The organism is Paraburkholderia aromaticivorans (assembly GCF_012689525.1).
Taxonomy (GTDB): domain Bacteria; phylum Pseudomonadota; class Gammaproteobacteria; order Burkholderiales; family Burkholderiaceae; genus Paraburkholderia; species Paraburkholderia aromaticivorans_A.
Map to the genome: position 1 here is coordinate 2,535,195 of NZ_CP051516.1, position 19,218 is coordinate 2,554,412.

At 61.5% G+C, this 19,218-nt stretch carries 15 protein-coding genes; 10 read left to right on the forward strand and 5 right to left on the reverse strand.

The features are described from left to right. Positions 1–6: 6 nt before the first annotated feature. From tssG to HF916_RS39525, 5 genes are read right to left on the reverse strand one after another with little or no spacing between them, the layout of a single operon-like run. Complete coding sequence (gene tssG, locus HF916_RS39505; protein ID WP_168794143.1) at positions 7–1,083, reverse strand: type VI secretion system baseplate subunit TssG; 1,077 nt, start codon at positions 1,081–1,083, stop codon at positions 7–9. After that, positions 1,083–2,972, reverse strand: coding sequence for a type VI secretion system baseplate subunit TssF (gene tssF / locus HF916_RS39510; RefSeq protein ID WP_168794144.1), 1,890 nt, complete (start codon positions 2,970–2,972; stop codon positions 1,083–1,085). Before tssF ends, tssG begins: the two co-directional genes overlap by 1 nt. A 52-nt stretch (positions 2,973–3,024) precedes the next feature. Beyond that, positions 3,025–3,600 (reverse strand): type VI secretion system baseplate subunit TssE, encoded by a 576-nt coding sequence (tssE, locus tag HF916_RS39515; RefSeq protein ID WP_168794145.1) that lies wholly within the window; start codon positions 3,598–3,600, stop codon positions 3,025–3,027. Beyond that, entirely contained in the window at positions 3,587–4,030 is a 444-nt protein-coding gene (locus HF916_RS39520) for a type VI secretion system accessory protein TagJ (protein ID WP_168794146.1), read from the reverse strand. The genes tssE and HF916_RS39520 overlap by 14 nt, the downstream gene beginning before the upstream one ends. Then, positions 4,027–4,638: a TagK domain-containing protein gene (locus HF916_RS39525; protein WP_240975698.1), complete on the reverse strand. Its 612-nt coding sequence runs from the start codon at positions 4,636–4,638 to the stop codon at positions 4,027–4,029. The genes HF916_RS39520 and HF916_RS39525 overlap by 4 nt, the downstream gene beginning before the upstream one ends. A 642-nt stretch (positions 4,639–5,280) precedes the next feature. On the opposite strand from HF916_RS39525, the gene tssH reads away from it, so the two are divergent. The 10 genes from tssH to HF916_RS39575 all read left to right on the forward strand — a co-directional run bounded on the left by tssH (position 5,281) and on the right by HF916_RS39575 (position 19,170). Further along, positions 5,281–8,028 carry a type VI secretion system ATPase TssH gene (tssH, locus tag HF916_RS39530; protein WP_168794148.1) on the forward strand — a complete coding sequence of 916 codons (2,748 nt, stop codon included), beginning with the start codon at positions 5,281–5,283 and terminating at the stop codon, positions 8,026–8,028. A gap of 38 nt (positions 8,029–8,066) precedes the next feature. Next, entirely contained in the window at positions 8,067–8,612 is a 546-nt protein-coding gene (tssB, locus tag HF916_RS39535) for a type VI secretion system contractile sheath small subunit (RefSeq protein ID WP_168794149.1), read from the forward strand. Between the two features lie 33 nt (positions 8,613–8,645). Beyond that, on the forward strand, positions 8,646–10,139 hold the full coding sequence (tssC, locus tag HF916_RS39540; RefSeq protein ID WP_168794150.1) for a type VI secretion system contractile sheath large subunit: 1,494 nt from the start codon (positions 8,646–8,648) through the stop codon (positions 10,137–10,139). An 86-nt stretch (positions 10,140–10,225) separates the two neighbouring features. Continuing rightward, positions 10,226–10,756, forward strand: coding sequence for a DUF3828 domain-containing protein (locus tag HF916_RS39545; protein ID WP_240975859.1), 531 nt, complete (start codon positions 10,226–10,228; stop codon positions 10,754–10,756). Positions 10,757–10,962: 206 nt separating this feature from the next. Next, complete coding sequence (locus HF916_RS39550; RefSeq protein ID WP_168794152.1) at positions 10,963–11,445, forward strand: Hcp family type VI secretion system effector; 483 nt, start codon at positions 10,963–10,965, stop codon at positions 11,443–11,445. 102 nt (positions 11,446–11,547) lie between these two features. Further along, positions 11,548–12,048 (forward strand): type VI secretion system lipoprotein TssJ, encoded by a 501-nt coding sequence (tssJ, locus tag HF916_RS39555; protein WP_168794153.1) that lies wholly within the window; start codon positions 11,548–11,550, stop codon positions 12,046–12,048. Positions 12,049–12,060: 12 nt separating this feature from the next. Next, positions 12,061–13,407 (forward strand): type VI secretion system baseplate subunit TssK, encoded by a 1,347-nt coding sequence (gene tssK, locus HF916_RS39560; RefSeq protein WP_168794154.1) that lies wholly within the window; start codon positions 12,061–12,063, stop codon positions 13,405–13,407. Positions 13,408–13,494: 87 nt separating this feature from the next. Then, the gene (tssL, locus tag HF916_RS39565; RefSeq protein ID WP_168794155.1) at positions 13,495–14,829 is read left to right on the forward strand and encodes a type VI secretion system protein TssL, long form; all 1,335 of its coding nucleotides are present in this window, start codon (positions 13,495–13,497) and stop codon (positions 14,827–14,829) included. Positions 14,830–14,861: 32 nt separating this feature from the next. Then, positions 14,862–18,920, forward strand: coding sequence for a type VI secretion system membrane subunit TssM (tssM, locus tag HF916_RS39570; RefSeq protein WP_168794156.1), 4,059 nt, complete (start codon positions 14,862–14,864; stop codon positions 18,918–18,920). Between the two features lie 28 nt (positions 18,921–18,948). Then, positions 18,949–19,170: a hypothetical protein gene (locus HF916_RS39575; protein WP_168794157.1), complete on the forward strand. Its 222-nt coding sequence runs from the start codon at positions 18,949–18,951 to the stop codon at positions 19,168–19,170. Positions 19,171–19,218: the final 48 nt, after the last annotated feature.

Genomic DNA, 19,218 nt, shown 5'->3' on the forward strand with positions numbered 1-19,218 from the left:
CCTTCATCACCCGCACGGCTGCGCCGGATCCACGGCATCGCGCTTGAATTTCTTTACATAGCGTTCCGGTTCGAAACGCATACCGGTAATCCGCTCTTCAGACGGGGAATGCCCCAGCCATCCGGACCAGCCGAGCTGCTGCGGGCCGCCCATGACAGCAGGCGGCGCGCTCTGCGGCCGGATGCGCAGTTCCAGCTCCCAATTGAACTCATTGCCGACAAACGTCCTGACCCATTCGACCAGTCGCGGCAAATCCGCACCCTGCGGGGTAAAGCGCAGGTATTCGTCGAGGTCGACGGGCCCGACGACAATGCGAAATTTGTGTTGACGATCAGGAATCTGTTCACCGAGCGTCGCGCCATCGCACAGGGTCGAGGGCGAGCCAGGCCAGCCGAGACGGCTGTGTTCGCCCGGATCCACGTCGAACCAGTGAAATGCAAATTCCTCGATTGCGACTGGCACGCCGAAGTAGTGCGCAAGCGTGGCGCGCAGGCCGTCTGGATTGCGCGCCTCGCGCACGAGATGCGGCGAGGCCGACAAGCGCGCATGCGCAGGCAGCGGCCCGTGATCGATCTCGCGGATATCCTGGCCGGTGAGGCTCGCAACGTAGAACGAGAATCGCTGGTTACCGGGTCGATCGAGTCCCGCTGCGGCTTGGGCGGACGCCCATGCGCGGTACAGGAATGTCAGATAGCGGTGATGGAAGATGTCGAGGAAATCGACGAGCGTGGTATCGCGCTGGCTCTCCTCGCGTTCGCGCGCAATCTCCGTGACGTGGATCGGCAGTGGCCCATTCGGCCCGAGCATGCCCAGGCTGAAGAGGCGCACTTTCAGTCTTCCGTTCGCATGACCGACGCTCGCAATTTCGCGTGGGGCGAAGGTCAGGCTCGGCTGCTGCCCGAGACGAAAGGGTTCCGCCAGCGGGCGTTGCGCCGTGCCAACCGGATCGATTCGCGGATCGGTGCCGATGCGACGCAGCAGCGTCAGGAAGCCGTAGCGCCACGGCGCGGCCCGCAGGCGTTCGATCAACTTCGGCGACAGCGCTGTATCGCGCGCGGTCGCCTTAAGCAGGGCCCGGTCCATCATGTGATCCCGCGCGTGCCCATGCGCACGGGCCACTTCGCCACGCGGCCGCGCTGCATCGAATGCAGTTCGGTCTGCGTGAAGCTGTTGACCGATACGTGTCGCGCCAGATAATGCTCGAGGATCAGGCCGAACAGGTAGGGACTGGTGCCCGAGAAGCCTGTTTCGTCGACGGTCAGCGCGCACTCGATGCCGCGTCCGAACACCAGCGGGCCACCACCCGGGAGCTTCCTCGCCACCGGCCGTGTCTTAACGCCGACGAGGCTTTCGACCTGACGTCGGTGCTCGGTGTCGTCGGCTGCCAGGAACAGTCGCAACAGGTCGCGCAGCCCCTGCCCGCCCTCGCGGTGATCGAGATCGTCGAGGGGCAAATAGTTGAAGTTCAGTTGACGGATCAGCCGCCAGGCCATCTCGCGCTCCGCGTAGGGCGCTCTCGGCGCACTGGGGGCGCGAATCAAGCCGGTGCTCGCCACCGCATCGGCGTCGGATATCGCAAGATCGTTGACGCCGTCACGCGGCACAAGGTTTGGCAGATCGCGATTGGTGACCCAGGCATCGACCGACAGGTAGCGGATTTCCTCGCTGTAAGGCGCCTCATGCTGGTCGACCAGCGACACAAACATCTCCGTGCCGATGTACGGCGTTCGTGTCCCGTAGCGGCGCGCCGAGTCCGAAATCAACCGGCGCTCGCGGCGCGTCGAGAAATACCGTCCGTAATTCCCCTCGTCGTTGTTCAAGGTTTGAAATAGCGGCCTGAACTCGCGCTCAGCGGACGTCGTCGAGACCTGGCCGGACAGCTTTTCGATGGCAAACACCTCATAGTCGAGTGGGTGAAGCCGCGCCGGCACGATGCGGAACTCCGTGTCGCCTTCCGACAGTTCGATCTGGTCGGTGTGCTTGCGGAACAGGTTGATGACCGGCGTGCAGAACAGCGCAAAGCGTGACGCGTCGACGAGGCTTGCGAGGCGCTCGGGCGACTGGTCGAGTAGCAGGACAATTTCCGCTTCCCGGCCGTTGACGCGACGCAGGCCTTCCTTGAGGCCCGTTAGCGTAACGAAATAGAAGCGACTCGGGCACGCGAAGTATTCATGCAACAGGTTGTGTCCGTGAAATTTCGACCACGTGAGCGGCAGCAAGCCCTCGTCGTGCCCCAGCCCCTCGTGAACCACCGCGCCGGAATTCACCACCGAAAGCGGCCGGCCGGCTGTGCCGAACTGGCCCGGCACGCCCGTTATCGTCGCGACGCCCGCCGCGTGGATCAATTCGAACAGGTGTGAGGCGATCTGTTCGTCACCCGCCAGATACACAGGCAATCTGTCCAGCCCTTGCAGGTCGGCCATGGATGCTCCATTGGTCATCCGCAGCTTCAGGCGCAACGCACCGCGCACCTGCACGTTCGGCGGCACGTAGCGGCCTAGTGAGGGAATATCGGGCGGAATGCCAGTCAGCCTTGCTTCGACAATCTCCAGCGGATAGAGCATCACGTCCTGGCTGCTGCGGAACTTACAAGGCGTTTTCTCTCCGTCGGGGACGCGCGACTTGAAGGCGGTGCCGCGTGCAACCCGGAAACCTTCGGCAAGATTGCCTTCGGTGGGGTTCGGGTACACACGCGCGACGGCCATTGAAGGCGTGGGAGCGACGTAGTTCGGGTAGATGACTTCGAGCAGCCGCCCGGTGAAACGTGGAAACTCGGCATCCAGCTTGATCTGCATGCGTGCCGCCATGAAGCAGAACGACTCGATCAGACGTTCGACATACGGGTCCGCCACCTCACCTGCCTGCATGCCGAGCCGCCGCGCAATCTTGGGATGAGCCTGCGCGAACTCGCCGGCGAGCTCACGCATGTAGATCAGTTCCTGGTTGTAGTAGTCGAGCAGTCGCGGATCCATCGGTGTTTTCTCGCTGTTCTCTATGCTTCTCTTGCGCAACGGAGGGCCGTGCTCAGCCCGCGCGCATTCCGGTGACGTTCAACTGGCTCGTTTCGAGATCGAGCGAACTCTGCACCATGAATTCGAGCGGATAGGGATCCATGCGGATCATGCAGCGGATCTCGAATGCCAGCACGTTGTAGTGAACGTCCGCATCGACTCCCGCGAGCGGCGCAATGCTGAGCGAATCGGAGATCAGCCGCGGTTCGAACTCGCTAATCGCAGCGCGGATGATCTTCTCGATGTCTTCCCACTTGCGCGTTGCCGTGAACGCGCCCGCCAGCGGCGGCACGCCGAAATTTACGGTCGACGAAGCCGCGTGCGGATGTCGCTTGCGATCGATCAGGTCCTCGATGCTGGTCGTGTTGAGCAGGAAGGCCAGGTCGCGCTGCACGATGTCGCGCATCTGTGCGCGGGTCACCGCGTATTCACTCGGCGCTTCAGTCTGCCTCTGTGGAGCATCGTCACGCAGGCGGTCGAGCAAAGTCGGCAGCAGGTGCGCGTTTGCACGTCGAGGCGTGGCGCCGCCATCACGAACTGATCGCACGTCGCCGCGCATGGCCTTCGACGCCAGCTTAAGCGTGTCCATTTGAGCCGCCCTGCTGGTTCGATTCGTACTTGCTCGCGCTGTTATTCAATTCGCAACCAGCAAGCTCGAAGAGACTTAAGTCTCCCGCACTGGTCGCCCATATTTTCCAGCCATGGGCAATCACACCGGTCGCGCCGGATTCCAGCCATTCTGTCTTGCGGCCCAGACGGATGGCACCGCGCTCGCCGCTGTCACCCTTCACATCCTCCGCGCCAGGGTAACGCGCCGGCATGAAGCCGCAAACCGTGGTGCCGTCGAGCAGTGTCCACGTGCACGGTGCCCAGACGAGGTCGAGGAGCGTGGCTGGACGCTTGACCTTCCACGCGGCAAGGCCTGAAAACGGCAACCACTGGTAGCGTCCTGCGGTCCCCACTTCGCAGACTGGTCCGAAGCGCGAATTCGGGTTGTTGCGGGATGGCTGCGCGTTCATCGAGCGTCTTTGTGTGTCATTGAATGGGGGGCCGGCAATGGACTGTCGAGGCCCAACGTGTGGTGCTCGCGCCGCGCAAGCGCAGGCGGCAACGCGCGCGCTCGCCGCGCTGCCGCGGCGAGATATTCCTCCGGCGCGAAAAGACCCAGGATTTCCGGGACCGGCTCCGGTGCCGCCAAGTCAGCCTCTTGGGCCGCGGCGAGCGGGCCGAAGGCGTCCTCCATGAAGCGCGCGCCGGACAGCAGTGCCTCGATCGACCCGATGTGCGGCGCCTGGGTACCCGCTGACGCTTCGTAGTGCGAAGGCGGGTGCCGTCCCGCCGAAAACGCCGACTGTTCTTCCCAACCGTTGGCAAGCGAGGCCCGCGGATCATCAAGCACGCGGCGATACTGCTCGTGCAGCGTCTCGATCAGATCGTTGGCACCGTTCCCTGCCCCGTCCCGTTCACGTCGCGATTCGCCATTTGCAGAGCCCAGGGCGCCGCCGATCAGGCCGAATATCGCGTTAGTGCCACGAAAATCTTCGTCGATGCTGTTCTCGGCATCGTATTCGCAGGCGTCCAGTGGATCGTCGACTGCCCCGCCTGCGAGGTGCATGTCTTCCGGCAATCCGCATTCCGTTTCGGCCGCGCCCGGTTCAATGCGCATGGACGTCTCGGCGTCACGCCTGATAACCATTTTTATCCACATGCGACTACCCGTGTTTTTCCCGAATGGCGTGAGATCACATCTTAAACGCAACCCACAGGTATTCGTCCATTAACTTTTCAATAAATTCTATTCCGCTAATTTCTCTTATTTTTGAGACAAACGTGATTCTCTGAAAAATCTTGATCGACGTTAACTTCTTCACAACCTCATGACGCTCCTCGACGTTTAAATCTGAACCGACAGTCATAAATATTCAACGAAAACAATGACATAAAAATTCTTCATCGACAACAACATAGTCACCGCGAAGAACTTTCTGAACATTGAATGGAATTTTCCCAATCTAGTTAATTTGCAAGTTTCGTAGGCAATAGTCAATTGACGAATCTTTGAACTCATGCGCTTAATACAGTCACGACGACTTGCTTATTTTAAAGAATATCGGGAATTTCGGAATGCGACTTTGATTCGACCAATGCTCTAGATACTCTATTGAATAGCCGTTAGGCTTATTACTCATCCGGATTGCGCAAATCGGCAATTACGCTGTCCTGCAATGGCTAAAAGCACAAAACCAAAAACAACGATTTGGAGACCCACATGGCGATTTCGCGTCAGGCGCTTTTCGGCAAGCTTGGAACCACGCTGTACAGGAGCATCGAGTCCGCCACGATCTTCTGCAAGCTGCGCGGCAATCCGTATATCGAGCTCGTGCATTGGCTCCATCAGCTGCTACAACAGCCCGACTCGGACCTGCATCGGATCGCACGGCATTGTGGTATCGAGCGCGCAACGCTAGATCGCGATATGGCGCGCGCGCTGGCTGCACTACCCGCGGGTGCCAGCTCGATCAGCGATTTCTCGCACCATGTCGAATTGGCGGTCGAGCGCGCCTGGGTGCTTGCAACACTTAGCTTCGGCGACCGAAGTATCCGTAGCGCGTGGCTCGTCGCGGCACTCGTACAGACGCCTGAATTGCGGCGCGTTTTGCTCTCCATCTCACCGGTGTTCGGCAAGATACCTGCCGAGGGTCTGGACGTCGCTGTTCTTGCGTACATCGACGGATCGCCCGAAGCCGCGGAAACACCTTACGACAACAGCGATTTTTCGCCGGCGGTGCCTGGTGAGGCCTCGCATGCCCTTTTCGCAGCATCAAAGGGCTCGCCGCTCGAACAGTTCTGCACGGATCTGACAGCGCGCGCGCGCAACGGTGAAATTGACCCGGTTGTCGGGCGCGAGCTGGAGATCCGCACCATGATCGACGTGCTGCTGCGCCGGCGGCAAAACAATCCGTTGCTGACCGGCGAGGCGGGCGTCGGCAAGACCGCCGTCGTCGAGGGGCTGGCGTGCGCCATCGCCTCGGGCGACGTGCCGCCGAAGCTGGTAGGCGTGCGCTTGCTGAATCTCGACGTGGGCGCACTGCTCGCGGGCGCAAGCATGAAGGGGGAATTCGAAGCACGTCTGCGAGGCGTGCTGGAGGCGGCGCTGAAGTCAACCGTCCCCGTGATCCTGTTCGTCGACGAAATCCACACGCTGATCGGTGCGGGCGGCCAGGCCGGCACCGGCGACGCCGCGAATTTGCTCAAGCCCGCACTCGCGCGCGGCGCGATTCGCACGATCGGCGCGACGACCTGGGCGGAGTACAAACGGCACATCGAAAAGGATCCTGCGCTGACCCGGCGTTTTCAGGTCCTGCAAGTGCCGGAGCCGGAAGAACTGGCGGCGATCGAGATGGTGCGCGGCCTGGCTGAAACGTTCTCGCGGCATCACGGCGTTGTCGTGCGTGACCAGGCGATCCGCGCGGCCGTGACGCTGTCGCATCGCTATATCCCTTCCCGTCAGTTGCCGGACAAGGCAATCAGTCTCCTCGACACCGCCTGCGCGCGTGTCGCACTTTCGCAGCATGCGCCGCCGCGAGAACTGCAGGACGTGCGTCAACGCCTGCGGTCAGCCCGCGTCGAAAGCGAGTTGCTCGCCGCGGAATCGCGCATCGGCCTCGATGCCGGCCGCGCACTGGCGGCGGCCAGGACTCGCGTCGATGAACTCATTGCCGTCGAGCAGAGCATCGAAGCGCGCTGGCAAGCACAGCTCCTCGCGGCGCAGGCCTTGCTCGCCGCCCGTGATGCGCTCGGCGACGATACCGGCGCGTTGCAACCCGACAGGAGCACGGACGTGCGCATACCGCTTCATCCGCTCAAGGAACTGGAACGTGCTCTCACGGAATTGCAGGGCGATGCGCCGCTGGTGTTTCCGGAGGTGAGCGAAGCGATTGTCGCCGAGGTTGTGTCGGATTGGACAGGAATTCCGGTCGGCCGCATGGTCACCGACGAAGTGGCCGCCGTGCAGTCGCTGCCGGCCACGCTCGAAGCGCGCGTGATCGGCCAGCGCGATGCACTGCATCAGATCGGCGAACGGGTGCAAACCGCGCGCGCCGGGCTCACGGATCCGAAGAAGCCGCTGGGCGTATTCCTGCTCGCCGGGCCGTCCGGTGTGGGCAAAACCGAGACGGCGCTCGCCCTGGCCGAGGCGCTCTACGGCGGCGAGCAGAACCTGATCACCGTCAATATGAGCGAGTACCAGGAGGCCCATACCGTTTCCGGACTGAAAGGCGCCCCGCCCGGATATGTCGGTTTCGGTGAGGGAGGCGTGCTCACAGAGGCCGTTCGGCGTCGCCCCTATTCGGTGGTTTTGTTCGACGAAATCGAGAAGGCCCATCGCGACGTGCATGAAATGTTCTTCCAGGTCTTCGACAAAGGCTACATGGAAGATGGTGACGGCCGCTACATCGATTTCCGCAACACGACGATCCTGCTTACAAGCAACGCCGGCTCGGAACTGACGACAAGCCTTTGCGCCGACGCACCGCTCTCGCCCGATGCAGACGGGCTGCGCGAAGCCCTCACACACGAGCTGCTCAAGGCATTTTCCGCGGCATTTCTCGGCCGCGTCACCGTGGTGCCATACCGGCCGCTTGCCGATGAATCGCTCGCGCGCATCGTGCGGCTGCATCTGGACCGCGTGGTCATGCGCATGGCCGACGCTCACGACATTGCGCTTGCCTATAACCGGCAAGTGGTCGACTACATCGTCGGCAGGTGTCTTGTCCAGGAAACCGGGGCCCGCGTACTGATCGGCTTCATCGAACAACACGTGCTGCCGCGCCTTTCCGCGTTGTGGCTCGACGCATTTTCGTCGAAATGGCCTATTACGCACATTGAAATCGATGTCGTCGACGCGAACGCACCACCCATCGTTGCGCTCACTTTCCAATGCACGTATGCGCATGATCCGGACGAGTCATCAGCAGCTGCGACGTCATATTCGTTTTTCGTCGAGAAGGTTGACTAAACGCTGCCGACTCATCACCACCGTCCACGGAGACCTCAATGTCTGTTCCCAGTAGTTCGCAGAAATTCATCGCGCGCAATCGGGCGCCGCGTGTGCAGATCGAGTACGACGTCGAAGTTTACGGCTCCGAGAAGAAAGTCGAATTGCCGTTCGTCATGGGCGTGCTTTCGGACCTCTCCGGCAAGCCCGCCGAACCGCTGCCGCCGGTCGCCGACCGCGGTTTCCTCGATATCGATATCGACAACTTCGATGAACGGATGAAGGCGATCGAGCCGCGCGTCGCATTCGCGGTGCCGAACACGCTTTCAGGCGAGGGGCAGTTGATGGTCGATATGACCTTCGAGAGCATTGAGGACTTCTCGCCGGCGGCCGTCGCCCGCAAGGTCGATTCCCTGCGGCAGCTGCTCGAAGCCCGCACGCAACTCGCGAACCTGCAGACGTACATGGACGGCAAGTCCGGCGCGGAATCGCTCGTCAACAGGCTGCTGCAGGATTCCGCCCTGCTGAAATCGCTTGCGGCCACACCGAAACCTCAGCTTTCGAACGCCGCCGACATGGCGGATGCCGCGGACGCGACCCGCTGATCGACCGGACAGCACAGATTCAGAGGACATAACATGGCAAAACAGCAAACGCACGCGGCCACCGCAGAAGTACCCACGCAGTCCGACTTGACCCAGTTGCTGAACCAGGAATTCAGGCCGAAAACCGAACAGGCCCGCGAGGCCGTCGAACATGCCGTGCAGACGCTCGCCGAACAGGCGCTGCAGCAATCGGCCACGATCAGCGACGACGCTTACAAGAGCATCGAGGCGATCATCGCTCAGATCGATCACAAGCTTTCCCAGCAGATCAACCTGATTCTGCATCACGACGACTTCCAGAAACTGGAGTCCGCCTGGCGCGGCGTGCACCATCTGGTCTCGAACACGGAAACCGACGAGCGTCTGAAGATCCGCTTCATGGACGTGTCGAAAGACGAATTGCGCCGCACGATGAAACGCTACAAGGGCATCGCCTGGGATCAGAGCCCGCTCTTCAAGCAGATCTACGAAGAAGAGTACGGCCAGCTAGGCGGCGAGCCTTACGGCTGCCTCGTGGCCGACTACTATTTCGACCATACGCCGCCTGACGTCGATCTGCTCGGCTCGATTGCCAAAGTCGCCGCGACGGCGCACACCCCCTTCATCTCCGGCGCATCGCCCTCGGTGCTGCAGATGGAATCGTGGCAAGAACTCGCCAACCCTCGCGACCTGACCAAGATCTTCACTCAGAATCTCGAGTACGCGCCGTGGAACTCGTTGCGCAATAGCGAAGACGCGCGCTATGTCGGTCTCGCGATGCCCCGTTTCCTCGCCCGCCTGCCCTATGGCGCCAAGACCAATCCCGTTGACGAATTCGACTTCGAAGAAGACACCAACGGCTCCGACCACCGCCGTTACGCGTGGGCCAACGCGGCCTATGCGATGGGTGTGAACATCAATCGTTCGTTCAAACTGTATGGCTGGTGCTCGCTGATCCGCGGCGTCGAATCCGGCGGTACGGTCGAGAATTTGCCGTGTCACTCGTTCCCCACCGATGACGGCGGCGTCGACATGAAGTGTCCGACCGAGATCGCCATCTCGGACCGGCGCGAGGCCGAGTTGGCGAAGAACGGTTTCATCCCGTTGATCCACCGCAAAAACACCGACCACGCGACTTTCATCGGCGCGCAGTCCATGCAGAAGCCGGCCGAATATCACGATGCGGACGCCACGGCGAATGCGAATCTGTCCGCGCGCCTGCCGTATCTGTTCGCCTGTTCGCGCTTCGCGCATTACTTGAAGTGCATCGTGCGAGACAAGATCGGCGCCTTCAAGGAGCGCGAGGACATGCAGCGCTGGCTGAACGAGTGGGTCATGCACTACGTCGACGCGGATCCCGCCAACTCATCGCAGGAAACCAAGGCACGGCGGCCGCTTGCGGCAGCCGAAGTCGTTGTGGAGGAAGTGGAAGGCAATCCTGGCTACTACCAGGCGAAATTCTTCCTGCGCCCGCACTTCCAGCTCGAAGGGCTGACGGTGTCCTTGCGTCTCGTCACGAAACTGCCGTCGGTCAAGCAAGCAGCCTGACCGACGCGTTCGGGAGTGCGTCCCTTGGACAAGGTGTATCGGCGGCGGGGAAAACAGTGATGCGATTGCGAGCCTGCGTATTGGCGATGATGGTATGGGCTGCTCTGGGCGTGCATCCAGCGCGTGCACAAAGCATCGCTTCGGCGGAGCAATTTCTGCAAGCCGTGTATAGCGCCTACGCGTTCAACGGTGATCCTCCCGGGATTGATGCGTCCGGCTCTCACGCCCTTTCCTCGCCGTCGCTACTGCAGTTGATCAGGGAAGATCAGCGGGCATTGAAGGGCGAGGCCGGCTATCTGGACATGGACCCGATCTGCCGTTGCCAGGACTTCGACGTGAAGACAACCAGTATTGATGCCATGGTGGCGAGCCGCCAGAAGGCGAAGGCCATCGTTTCATTCACGAACTTTCAAAAGCCGAAAAAGGTGGAGTTCGATCTGGTTTGGGTTCGCGGCAGATGGTTAATCGACGATATCAGGAGCAGTGATGATCGGCGCAGCCTGCGTGATGCGCTACGGGCAGAGATTGCTGAATTGGTCAGGTGCACGGCGATAACCTTTCGCATACAGCGTCACACGGTTGCATCATCCTTCCCAGGAAGGCTCGAGAAGATATGAATCGTAGTGCTGACAGAGAGTTGATCGTGCAATGAAACGCATCTCCTTTTCCGCTTTCGCACTATTCGCGCTGGCTGGAGCGTGCCAGGCGCAAACATTGACTTCCGCGCAGTTGGCGCACGACATCCATTCACGCGGCGCCAGAGTCGCTGTGAAGGCACATGTTTGGTCTGGCTGTACCCCTAATAACCACCAAGGAGCGATAAATGGCGCAGGACATTTTCTTGAAGATCAACGGTATTGATGGCGAGTCGCAGGATTCGACTCACAAAAATGAAATCGAGGTGACAAGCTGGGGCTGGTGCATTTTGCAGCAATCGAACATGCACGCAGGTTCGGGCGGCGGCGCCGGCAAGGCCACGGTCGAGGACCTCGCGTTCGAACACCTCATGGATCGGGCGAGCCCGAACCTGATGAAGTACTGTCTGACCGGCAAGCATATCGACCAGGCTGCACTCGTCGTGCGCAAGGCCGGCGGCAATCCGCTCGAACATCTGAAGATCACGATGAGCGATGTGATCGTGACGCAGGTGCAGCCGTCTGGCAGCAACAGTGACGATGGCATTCGCGAACACGTTCGGCTGTCGTTCGCGAAGGTCAAGCAGGAATACGTCGTTCAGAACGCACAAGGCGGCAGCGCCGGCGCAGTGACGGCCGCCTTCGACATCAAGGGCAATAAGGAACTTTAAGCCCCCCCTGCCAACAGTCACCCGGACAGGTCCCGGCCCGCCTGGGCCTTTCCGGTTTGCTCCCCCGCCGCGTTTCTATCGCGCCTCATTTTGCGTTGCCTAATGCGCCTCTTCATCAACGTTATTGCTCTCGCTTTTGCATGCGCGCTGACCGCGTGCGTCAGCAGCGATCCCAGAACGGCGAAGGAACCCGTCAAGCTAGAACTGTCGGTCGTGGCATCCGCCGGCGTCAATCCTGACGATCAGAAGCGCGCGGCGCCGATCGTCGTACGGATCTATGAATTGAAAACCGACGGCCTGTTCAATTCCGCCGACTTTTTCTCATTGCAGGACAAAGACAAGACCGTCCTCACGGACGATCTCGTCACGCGGCAGCAATTCCAGTTGCGGCCTGGCGAGAGCAAATCCATCAAGACAAAAGCCGATCCCGCAACCACAAACGTCGGGATCCTGGCGGCCTACCGGGATCTGCCCAACTCGGTATGGCGCGCGGTCTATCCGCTGCCGGCGGCACCGGATGCGGCGTGGTATCGCGCTTCGCCCAAACTCAAACTGACCATCAATCTTGAACCGAACGCAATCAAGATTACCGAGACCAAATAGTGGAATGAACGCATGAGCTGGCACAACAAGGTCGTCTGGAGCGAGGGGCTCTTTCTGCGCCCACAGCTTTTTCAGCAACAGGAACGCTATCTCGAGCACTATGCGCACAAGCGCGCAGCAACGCTCTCGCCGTTCTTCTTCGGCTTCAGTCATTACAGCCTCGATACCGAGGCACTGGCGCTCGGCAAGGTGATTATGAAGTCGGCCAGCGGCGTGTTCGCCGACGGCACGCCATTCGATACGCCCGGCAGTACGCCCCCGCCTGCGCCGCTCACCATCCACGCGGAACACCTGGATCAGCTGATCTATCTCGCCGTGCCTGTCCGTGTGCCGAACGGCGAAGAGACGACTTTCGACAACGCCGCTGACTCGCTCGCCCGCAACGTCGTATTCGATACCGACCTGCGCGACACCAATTCGGTCGGACAAGGGCCGAAGACCGTGCAGTTGTCGAACCTGCGCCTGCGACTCGTGCCCGAAAAGGAACTGACCGATGCCTGGATCGGACTTGCGCTGACACGCGTCAAGACGATTCACGCGGATAGCAGCATCGTTCTGGACGACACATTAATTCCGCCCGTGGCGGGCTTCGGGGCGAGCGAGCTGCTCACGAGCTGGCTCGCGAAAATTCACGAACTCACGCGCCTGCGCGCAACCGCGCTCGCAACGCGGCTGACCGGAGGCGATGGCAAGGCCGGCACGACAGCCGAAGTTTCCGACTATCTGCTGTTGCAGACACTCAACCGTTACGAGCCTTTGCTCCAGCATTTGCGCCGGGTGCCGACCACGTCGCCGGCCGATCTGTATGCGCTGCTGCTGAGCATGGCCGGAGAACTGTCGACCTACGTGCGGACCGAAAGCCGCCGGCCGCTCGACTCCCATCCGGCCTACCAGCACACCACACCGCACCTGTGTCTGAAACCCGTGGTGGATGACACGCATCTGCTACTCAACGCGGTGCTGGTGCGCAGCGCACAAAGCATCGCGCTGCGAGAACAGGGACATGGGATGCGCAACGCGGTAGTCGATCCTGTCGACATGCGCGGCTTCACGGCAGTGGTGCTCGCAGTGCACGCCGCGATGCCGCCGGATCTGCTCCAGCAACAGTTCGCCGCCCAGGCGAAAGCCGGTCCCTCTGAACGGCTGCCGGACCTGGTTCGTGGACATCTGCCGGGCATCGCGTTGCAGGCGTTGCCGGTACCGCCGCGACAGATCCCGTTCAACGCCGGCTTTGTCTACTACGAGCTCTCGCGTAGCGGTCCGTTGTGGGACGAAGTGGCGCGGCACGGCGGCCTCGCACTGCATGTCGCCGGTGATTTCCCCTCGCTGAAGCTCGAACTGTGGGGCGTGCACGGCTAGCACACATCAGCCGATATCGGGCAGCGGGAGCTGCTCGCGCCTGAGACCAGAAGGCGCGACGAAAATCCAGAGGAAAAAGGTAAACCAGTGAATTCAGACGTAGCGAACCGTTCAGGCGAGCGTGACCGGTGGTCAGGCGACCAGGACGGCATCCAGACCACCGTCCCGCGTGTCGCTCCGGGAAGCCCGTCTTCCCGGAGCACGGGCGCGGCTGCGTCCAGTGCGTCTCCTCATCGCGATGTGCCGCCGGGGGAATCGACTGCGGAGCGCGTTGCCACCATCGGGGCGTCCCGCAATCCGCTGCTCGAGGCAGCTCGCCCGCTGTTGCGGGCGCTGGCGGACTTGCCCGACCAGTTGGAAAAAGACGGAATAGATCAGTTGCGGGTCTTGCTGGAGCAAGAAGTACGGGTCTTCCAGAAACTGTGCGACCAGATCAGCATCCGGCGCGATCACATGCTCGGCGCACGCTACTGCCTGTGCACGGCACTCGACGAAGCCGCGATGCAAACGGTATGGGGAAGAGGCGGTGAAACCGGCGTCGAATGGAATACCAATGGTCTTGCCACGCTTTTCCACGAAGATCGTCAGGGTGGCACCAAAGTCTATCTGCTGGTCGGGCGGCTGATGAGCGAGTCACAGGAGCATCTCGACCTGCTCGAACTCGTTTACCGGATTCTTAGCCTCGGCTTTGAAGGTCGCTACCGCTACGAGGCGGATGGCCGACGCAAACACGAAACCGTGCGTCAGCGGATCTACAACGAGATCATGACGCAGCGCAGAAGCCTGGCCGTCGCGCTGTCACCTCACTGGCAATCGGATGTGAAGGGCAAACGCGTGTCGTTCTTCGACTTCCCCGTATGGATCACGCTTGTCGTTCTATCAGTCATCCTGATCGGTCTATTCGGCTATTTCAAATACGAACTGTTGAACCGGAGCGCAGAGGTGCAAAAGCAGATCGCCGACATCGGGCGCATGACGCCCCCGCCGGCCCCGCCCGCACTTCATCTCAAGGAACTGTTGAAGAACGAGATCGCCGCGGGCACCGTGAGTGTCAATGAAGACGCGCATCACAGTTCAGTGACGTTCCGCGGCGATTCGATGTTCCCACCGGGCGCCGCGGCAGTGAAGACATCCATGACGCCATTGGTCACGAAGATCGCGGGCGAAATCGTCAAGGTTCCGGGCAAGGTGACGGTGCTGGGTTACACCGATAACCTGCCGATCAAGAGCCGCCAGTTCGCATCGAACGAAGCCTTGTCCGAGGAGCGCGCCACCCAGATCATGCAGATGCTTCAGACAGCGGGCGTGCCGGCGGCCCGGCTCGAAGCTGTAGGAAGAGGTGATGCCGAGCCGATAGGCGATAACGCAACCGTACAGGGCCGCGCGCAGAATCGCCGCGTCGAAATCACGGTCGCGCACTAACGGACCCATCAGGACACTCGGGAAATTCAAGCATGAAGAAGTTGTCGTTTCTGGTATTGCGCCAGTTTCTTGCCTTTGTCGCGCTGCTGGTTGTCGCGCTGGTGATCTGGTTTGTCGGTCCCGTTGTTGCGTTCGGCGGTCTGAAGCCGCTCGCAACCGTCGGGATGCGTGTGCTGTTGATAGGACTGATGCTGGGCGGCGTGCTGCTGTGGCTAGCCGGCTCGTCCACCAGTGTGATCTTCGTGGCGTTACTGTGTCTGCTCATCTGGTACGCGTCGCCGCTCCTCGCGTTCGGGCGTGAACAGCCGTTTGTGCCCGCGTCGGCACGCATCATCGCGATGACAGTCGTGCTGGCGATATTCATCGTGTACTGGGCCTTCCGGTTATGGCAGAAAATGCGCACCGACGCGCAATTCCTCAAGAGCCTGCTCGAGTTCGGCGGCGCAAAAGAGGCATCGCCGGCTGCGGCGCAGCTGGAAAACGTGCAGGCGATCGTATCGGGCGCGTTGGCGCGGCTGAAGGCAATGCGCACGGGAGCGCGTGGCATCGGGCGCCTGTTTCAGGGCAAACGCTACCTGTACGAACTGCCGTGGTACATCACGCTCGGCTCAAAGGGTTCCGGAAAGACGGCCGCCTTGCTGAATGCCGGCCTGTCGTTTCCAGTGGCGGGGCAGATGCAACGCGCCGTCGGCGCCCTCGCCGGCACGGAGTCCGTCGACTGGTGGCTAACCAACAACGCGGTGCTGATCGATACCGCGGGCCACTACACCCGTCACGGCACCTCGCAACACGGCCAGCTGTTGTCGACGGTCGCCAATGCAGCAAGAAAATCTGCTGACAAGGCCACTCCCACGTCAAAGAACGAAAGCACGAACGACAAGGACAAAACGGTCGTGGCGCTCGCCGTGCAGCCCACCGCCGTTACCGCTTCTTCCACTGTTCATCCCGCCTCCGGCCCATTGCACGAGAAAATGGATGCGGCCGAATGGTTCGGCTTTCTGGCGATGCTGCGCAAGCACCGGCCTCGCGCACCGATCAACGGTGCATTGTTGACGCTCGACCTTGCCGTGCTGACCGGTCTGGACGACAACGCGCGCATGGCCGAAGCGGCTGCGTTGCGCGGACGTCTCGCGGAGTTGCGCGAAACGCTCGGCATCCGCTTTCCGGTCTATCTGGTCGTGACCAAAATGGACCGGCTGACCGGCTTCAACGAATACTTTGCTTCCTTGACAGCGGAGGGACGGGCCCAGTCCTGGGGTTTTACGCTTCCTTACGGCAAGGAGACCATTGCGGCGGAGGGCGTTCGGACTCGCTGCATCGCGGAACTTGGCTTGCTGGCAAATCGTCTGGCCGACGGCGTCAATACACGTTTGCAGGATGAATTCGATGCCGCCCGGCGCCGGCAGCTGGTCGCGCTATCTGAAGAGTTCGCCGCCCTGTCCGGACCGCTTGGCGAGTTGATCGAACGCGTCTTCCTCGACTCGCGTTACGACGATACCCAACTTCACGCGACTCTGCGCGGCGTCTATTTCATCAGCGCGATCCAGGCAGGCGGCGCACTTGTCGCCGAGCGGCGGACTATCACGCAGCGGCTGTCCGCATCGCTCGATCGGGTACTGGGCACGCGCACGTCGAGACCGTCCAGTAATCAGAGCTACTTCTTGCACGATCTGCTCACGAAAGTCGTGTTCGCCGAGGCGCAGCTGGTACGCCCCAACCTGCGCTGGGAATTCCGTTTCCGTCTCCTGCGGCTCACCGGTCATGCCCTCGCCGTGCTGCTCTTCGCATGGCTGGCAATCGGCCTCCGCCTTAGTTTCGGCAACAACAGCGACTATCTCTCCCTGATCGGCCGCAAGACGCAGGCGCTGGCCGCGAAGGTCGCCCAACTGTACAAGGAACCGAAACCCGAGGCGATCCCCGATACGCTCACCGAAGCACGCTACCTGCCGACAATCCCGGGGCTTGACCTGTCGGACCCGGATGGCGCATATCGTTTCGGCCTGTACACCGCGCCTGACGTCGTCAGCGAGAGCCGTCGCACCTATGACGTGCTCGAGGACAACCTGCTGCTGCCGCAGATCGTCCGGCGTGTGGAGGACGTTATCTCGCAGGCGTTAGCCAGCAAGGATTCGAAGGCGGCCTACGACGCGCTACGCGTCTACCTGATGCTCTACGACAAGGCCAAATTCAACGCCGGCGACGTGAAGGCCTGGGTGCTCAACGACTGGGCGAATACGGACAGCGCAACGGCTTTCGGCGGCCGGGCCTCGATGATCGATCACGTTCAGCAGCTCTTTTCAGGAAGCCGCGTGGTCCAGTCACCGTTGATCCGAAACGATTCACTGGTGCAGCAGACACGCTCGTTTCTCGATGGCCGCAATGCAACCGAGCGACTGTACGAACGGGCCAAGACGGCGATGCAAAAGGAGGCGCCCGACGAATTCACATTGATCCGCTCGGTCGGGCCGCAAGCCGGACTCGTCTTCACGCGTGCGAGCGGCGCGCCGCTGTCGCGTGGCGTGCCTGGACTCTTCAGCTTCGACGGATACCGGCATCTGTTCGACAAGCGCCTGCCTGAGTTCGTCGAGGCCGCGCGCGACGACGATGCGTGGGTGATGGGCCGCTCGTATCTCGGCGAGGCTCAAAAAAAAACGGCTGAATTCGTAGCCGCCGCGACCGGTGCTGACGACCCGCTGACGGACGCCATCCGCCGGCAGTATCTGACGGAATACGCACAGCAGTGGGACGCGTTTCTCGGCGACATCCGTACAGTGAACGGTACCAGTCTGCAGTTCAATCTGCAGGTGCTGCGCAGCTTTGCGGCGCCTGATTCACCGCTGGCACGGCTGGCACGCGCAGCGGTGCGCGAGACCACGCTGACGCAAGCCGTCGCCGCAGCGGACGGCACCCTCCTGCAAAAGGCAATGGACCCGTTAAGCCAGAAGGCAGACAGGACGCTCGGGATACGGGCATCGGAAATCATCGAACGCGAACTGGTCGATAACCACTTCGCCGCGCTGCGCGAGGTCGTCACGGGCAACGCGGATGGACAGGCCGTGCCTCAAGCCGCCACTGCCCAGGCCGGCAGGACCGGGCTCGACGGTGTCGCGAGCCTGTTGAACGACTACTACACGTCGCTGACTGTCGCCGACAATGCCATCGCCAACAACAGCATGCCGCCGGCAAGTGACACGGCGGCCAAACTCAAGATGACCGCCAACACGATGCCCGCTCCGTTTCGCGCCGTATTGCTGGCTCTGGCGGGCGACGGCTCGCGCGAGGTGAACCAGGGCATTGGTCAATTGTTGTCGCGACAGATGCAGGCAGTGGTCGGCGACACCTGCCGGCTGACGATCGAGGGCAACTATCCGTTCGCGGCCGACAGCAAGCGCGATGTCCGTATCGATGACTTCACGCGCGTCTTCGCACAGGGTGGCGTCATTGACGACTTCTTCACCAAGACGCTCTCAGCATTCGTCGACACGTCGGCAAAACCATGGCGCTACAAGACGTTGGCCGGCGCCACCGAACCCGTCCAGGGTCCGGATCTCGAACCCTTTCAGCATGCGAAGGCCATTCGCGAGATATTCTTTGCCGATCCAGATCAGAAACAGTTGTCCTGGAAGGCGGATATCCGGATTCCTGAGCTCGATCCGACGATCAGCGGTCTGATGGTCGACATCGACGGCCAGACGACGCTCTATCAGCATGGGCCGGTTGCTTCGTTCCCGGTAAGCTGGCCAGGAACACGCGGCGGAGTGCACGCGGAGATTACCGCTGACCCGCGCATCCGGCCGGAGACGTCGACCATCGCGGCGGACGGTCCGTGGGCGCTGATGCGGCTGGTTCAGAAAGGACAAGTGGTCGAGACCACGACACCCGGACGTACACGAGTCGCGTTCGACTTCGACGGTCGCAAGGCCGTACTCGATATCGCTGGTGTAAGCAGCGTCCCCAATCCCCTGACAAGCGACGTGCTGAAGACCTTCAGATGCCCGAGTTCGATGCCGGTGTTCACTCTCACCGACAGCGGGCCGCCGGCGAGCTTACCGCCAGGCGCTCCGCCTGCGGCGCCAGGCGCGCCTCATTGAACTCGCACGCAATTTGCGGGGAACGCACATGACATCGACATCCGGGCCGGCCATTTCGCCCACGCAACCACGCATGCCCGCATCGCCGCCGATTCGCGCGCGTGTCGAGGCCGCCAAAGCCACGGCAAATCCGCTTCTCGAAGCGGCGCGCTCTTTGCTCGACGCACTGGCCGATACGCCCGTGGAACTCGACGGTAGAGCCGTCGAAATGCGTCATGCAGATATTGCTCGCAGCGGGCCTGCCGTCTGATCGTATCATTGCAACAGGGAAAGGCGATGAACAGCCGATTGCAGCCAA

Coding starts and splice junctions, on each gene's coding strand:
- tssF (WP_168794144.1), bottom strand. CDS start 2,972: ATGGATCCGCGACTGCTCGACTACTACAACCAGGAACTGATCTACATG.
- tssH (WP_168794148.1), top strand. CDS start 5,281: ATGGCGATTTCGCGTCAGGCGCTTTTCGGCAAGCTTGGAACCACGCTG.
- tssE (WP_168794145.1), bottom strand. CDS start 3,600: ATGGACACGCTTAAGCTGGCGTCGAAGGCCATGCGCGGCGACGTGCGA.
- tssB (WP_168794149.1), top strand. CDS start 8,067: ATGTCTGTTCCCAGTAGTTCGCAGAAATTCATCGCGCGCAATCGGGCG.
- tssJ (WP_168794153.1), top strand. CDS start 11,548: ATGCGCCTCTTCATCAACGTTATTGCTCTCGCTTTTGCATGCGCGCTG.
- HF916_RS39550 (WP_168794152.1), top strand. CDS start 10,963: ATGGCGCAGGACATTTTCTTGAAGATCAACGGTATTGATGGCGAGTCG.
- tssM (WP_168794156.1), top strand. CDS start 14,862: ATGAAGAAGTTGTCGTTTCTGGTATTGCGCCAGTTTCTTGCCTTTGTC.
- HF916_RS39520 (WP_168794146.1), bottom strand. CDS start 4,030: ATGAACGCGCAGCCATCCCGCAACAACCCGAATTCGCGCTTCGGACCA.
- HF916_RS39575 (WP_168794157.1), top strand. CDS start 18,949: ATGACATCGACATCCGGGCCGGCCATTTCGCCCACGCAACCACGCATG.
- tssC (WP_168794150.1), top strand. CDS start 8,646: ATGGCAAAACAGCAAACGCACGCGGCCACCGCAGAAGTACCCACGCAG.
- tssG (WP_168794143.1), bottom strand. CDS start 1,083: ATGGACCGGGCCCTGCTTAAGGCGACCGCGCGCGATACAGCGCTGTCG.
- tssK (WP_168794154.1), top strand. CDS start 12,061: ATGAGCTGGCACAACAAGGTCGTCTGGAGCGAGGGGCTCTTTCTGCGC.
- HF916_RS39545 (WP_240975859.1), top strand. CDS start 10,226: ATGATGGTATGGGCTGCTCTGGGCGTGCATCCAGCGCGTGCACAAAGC.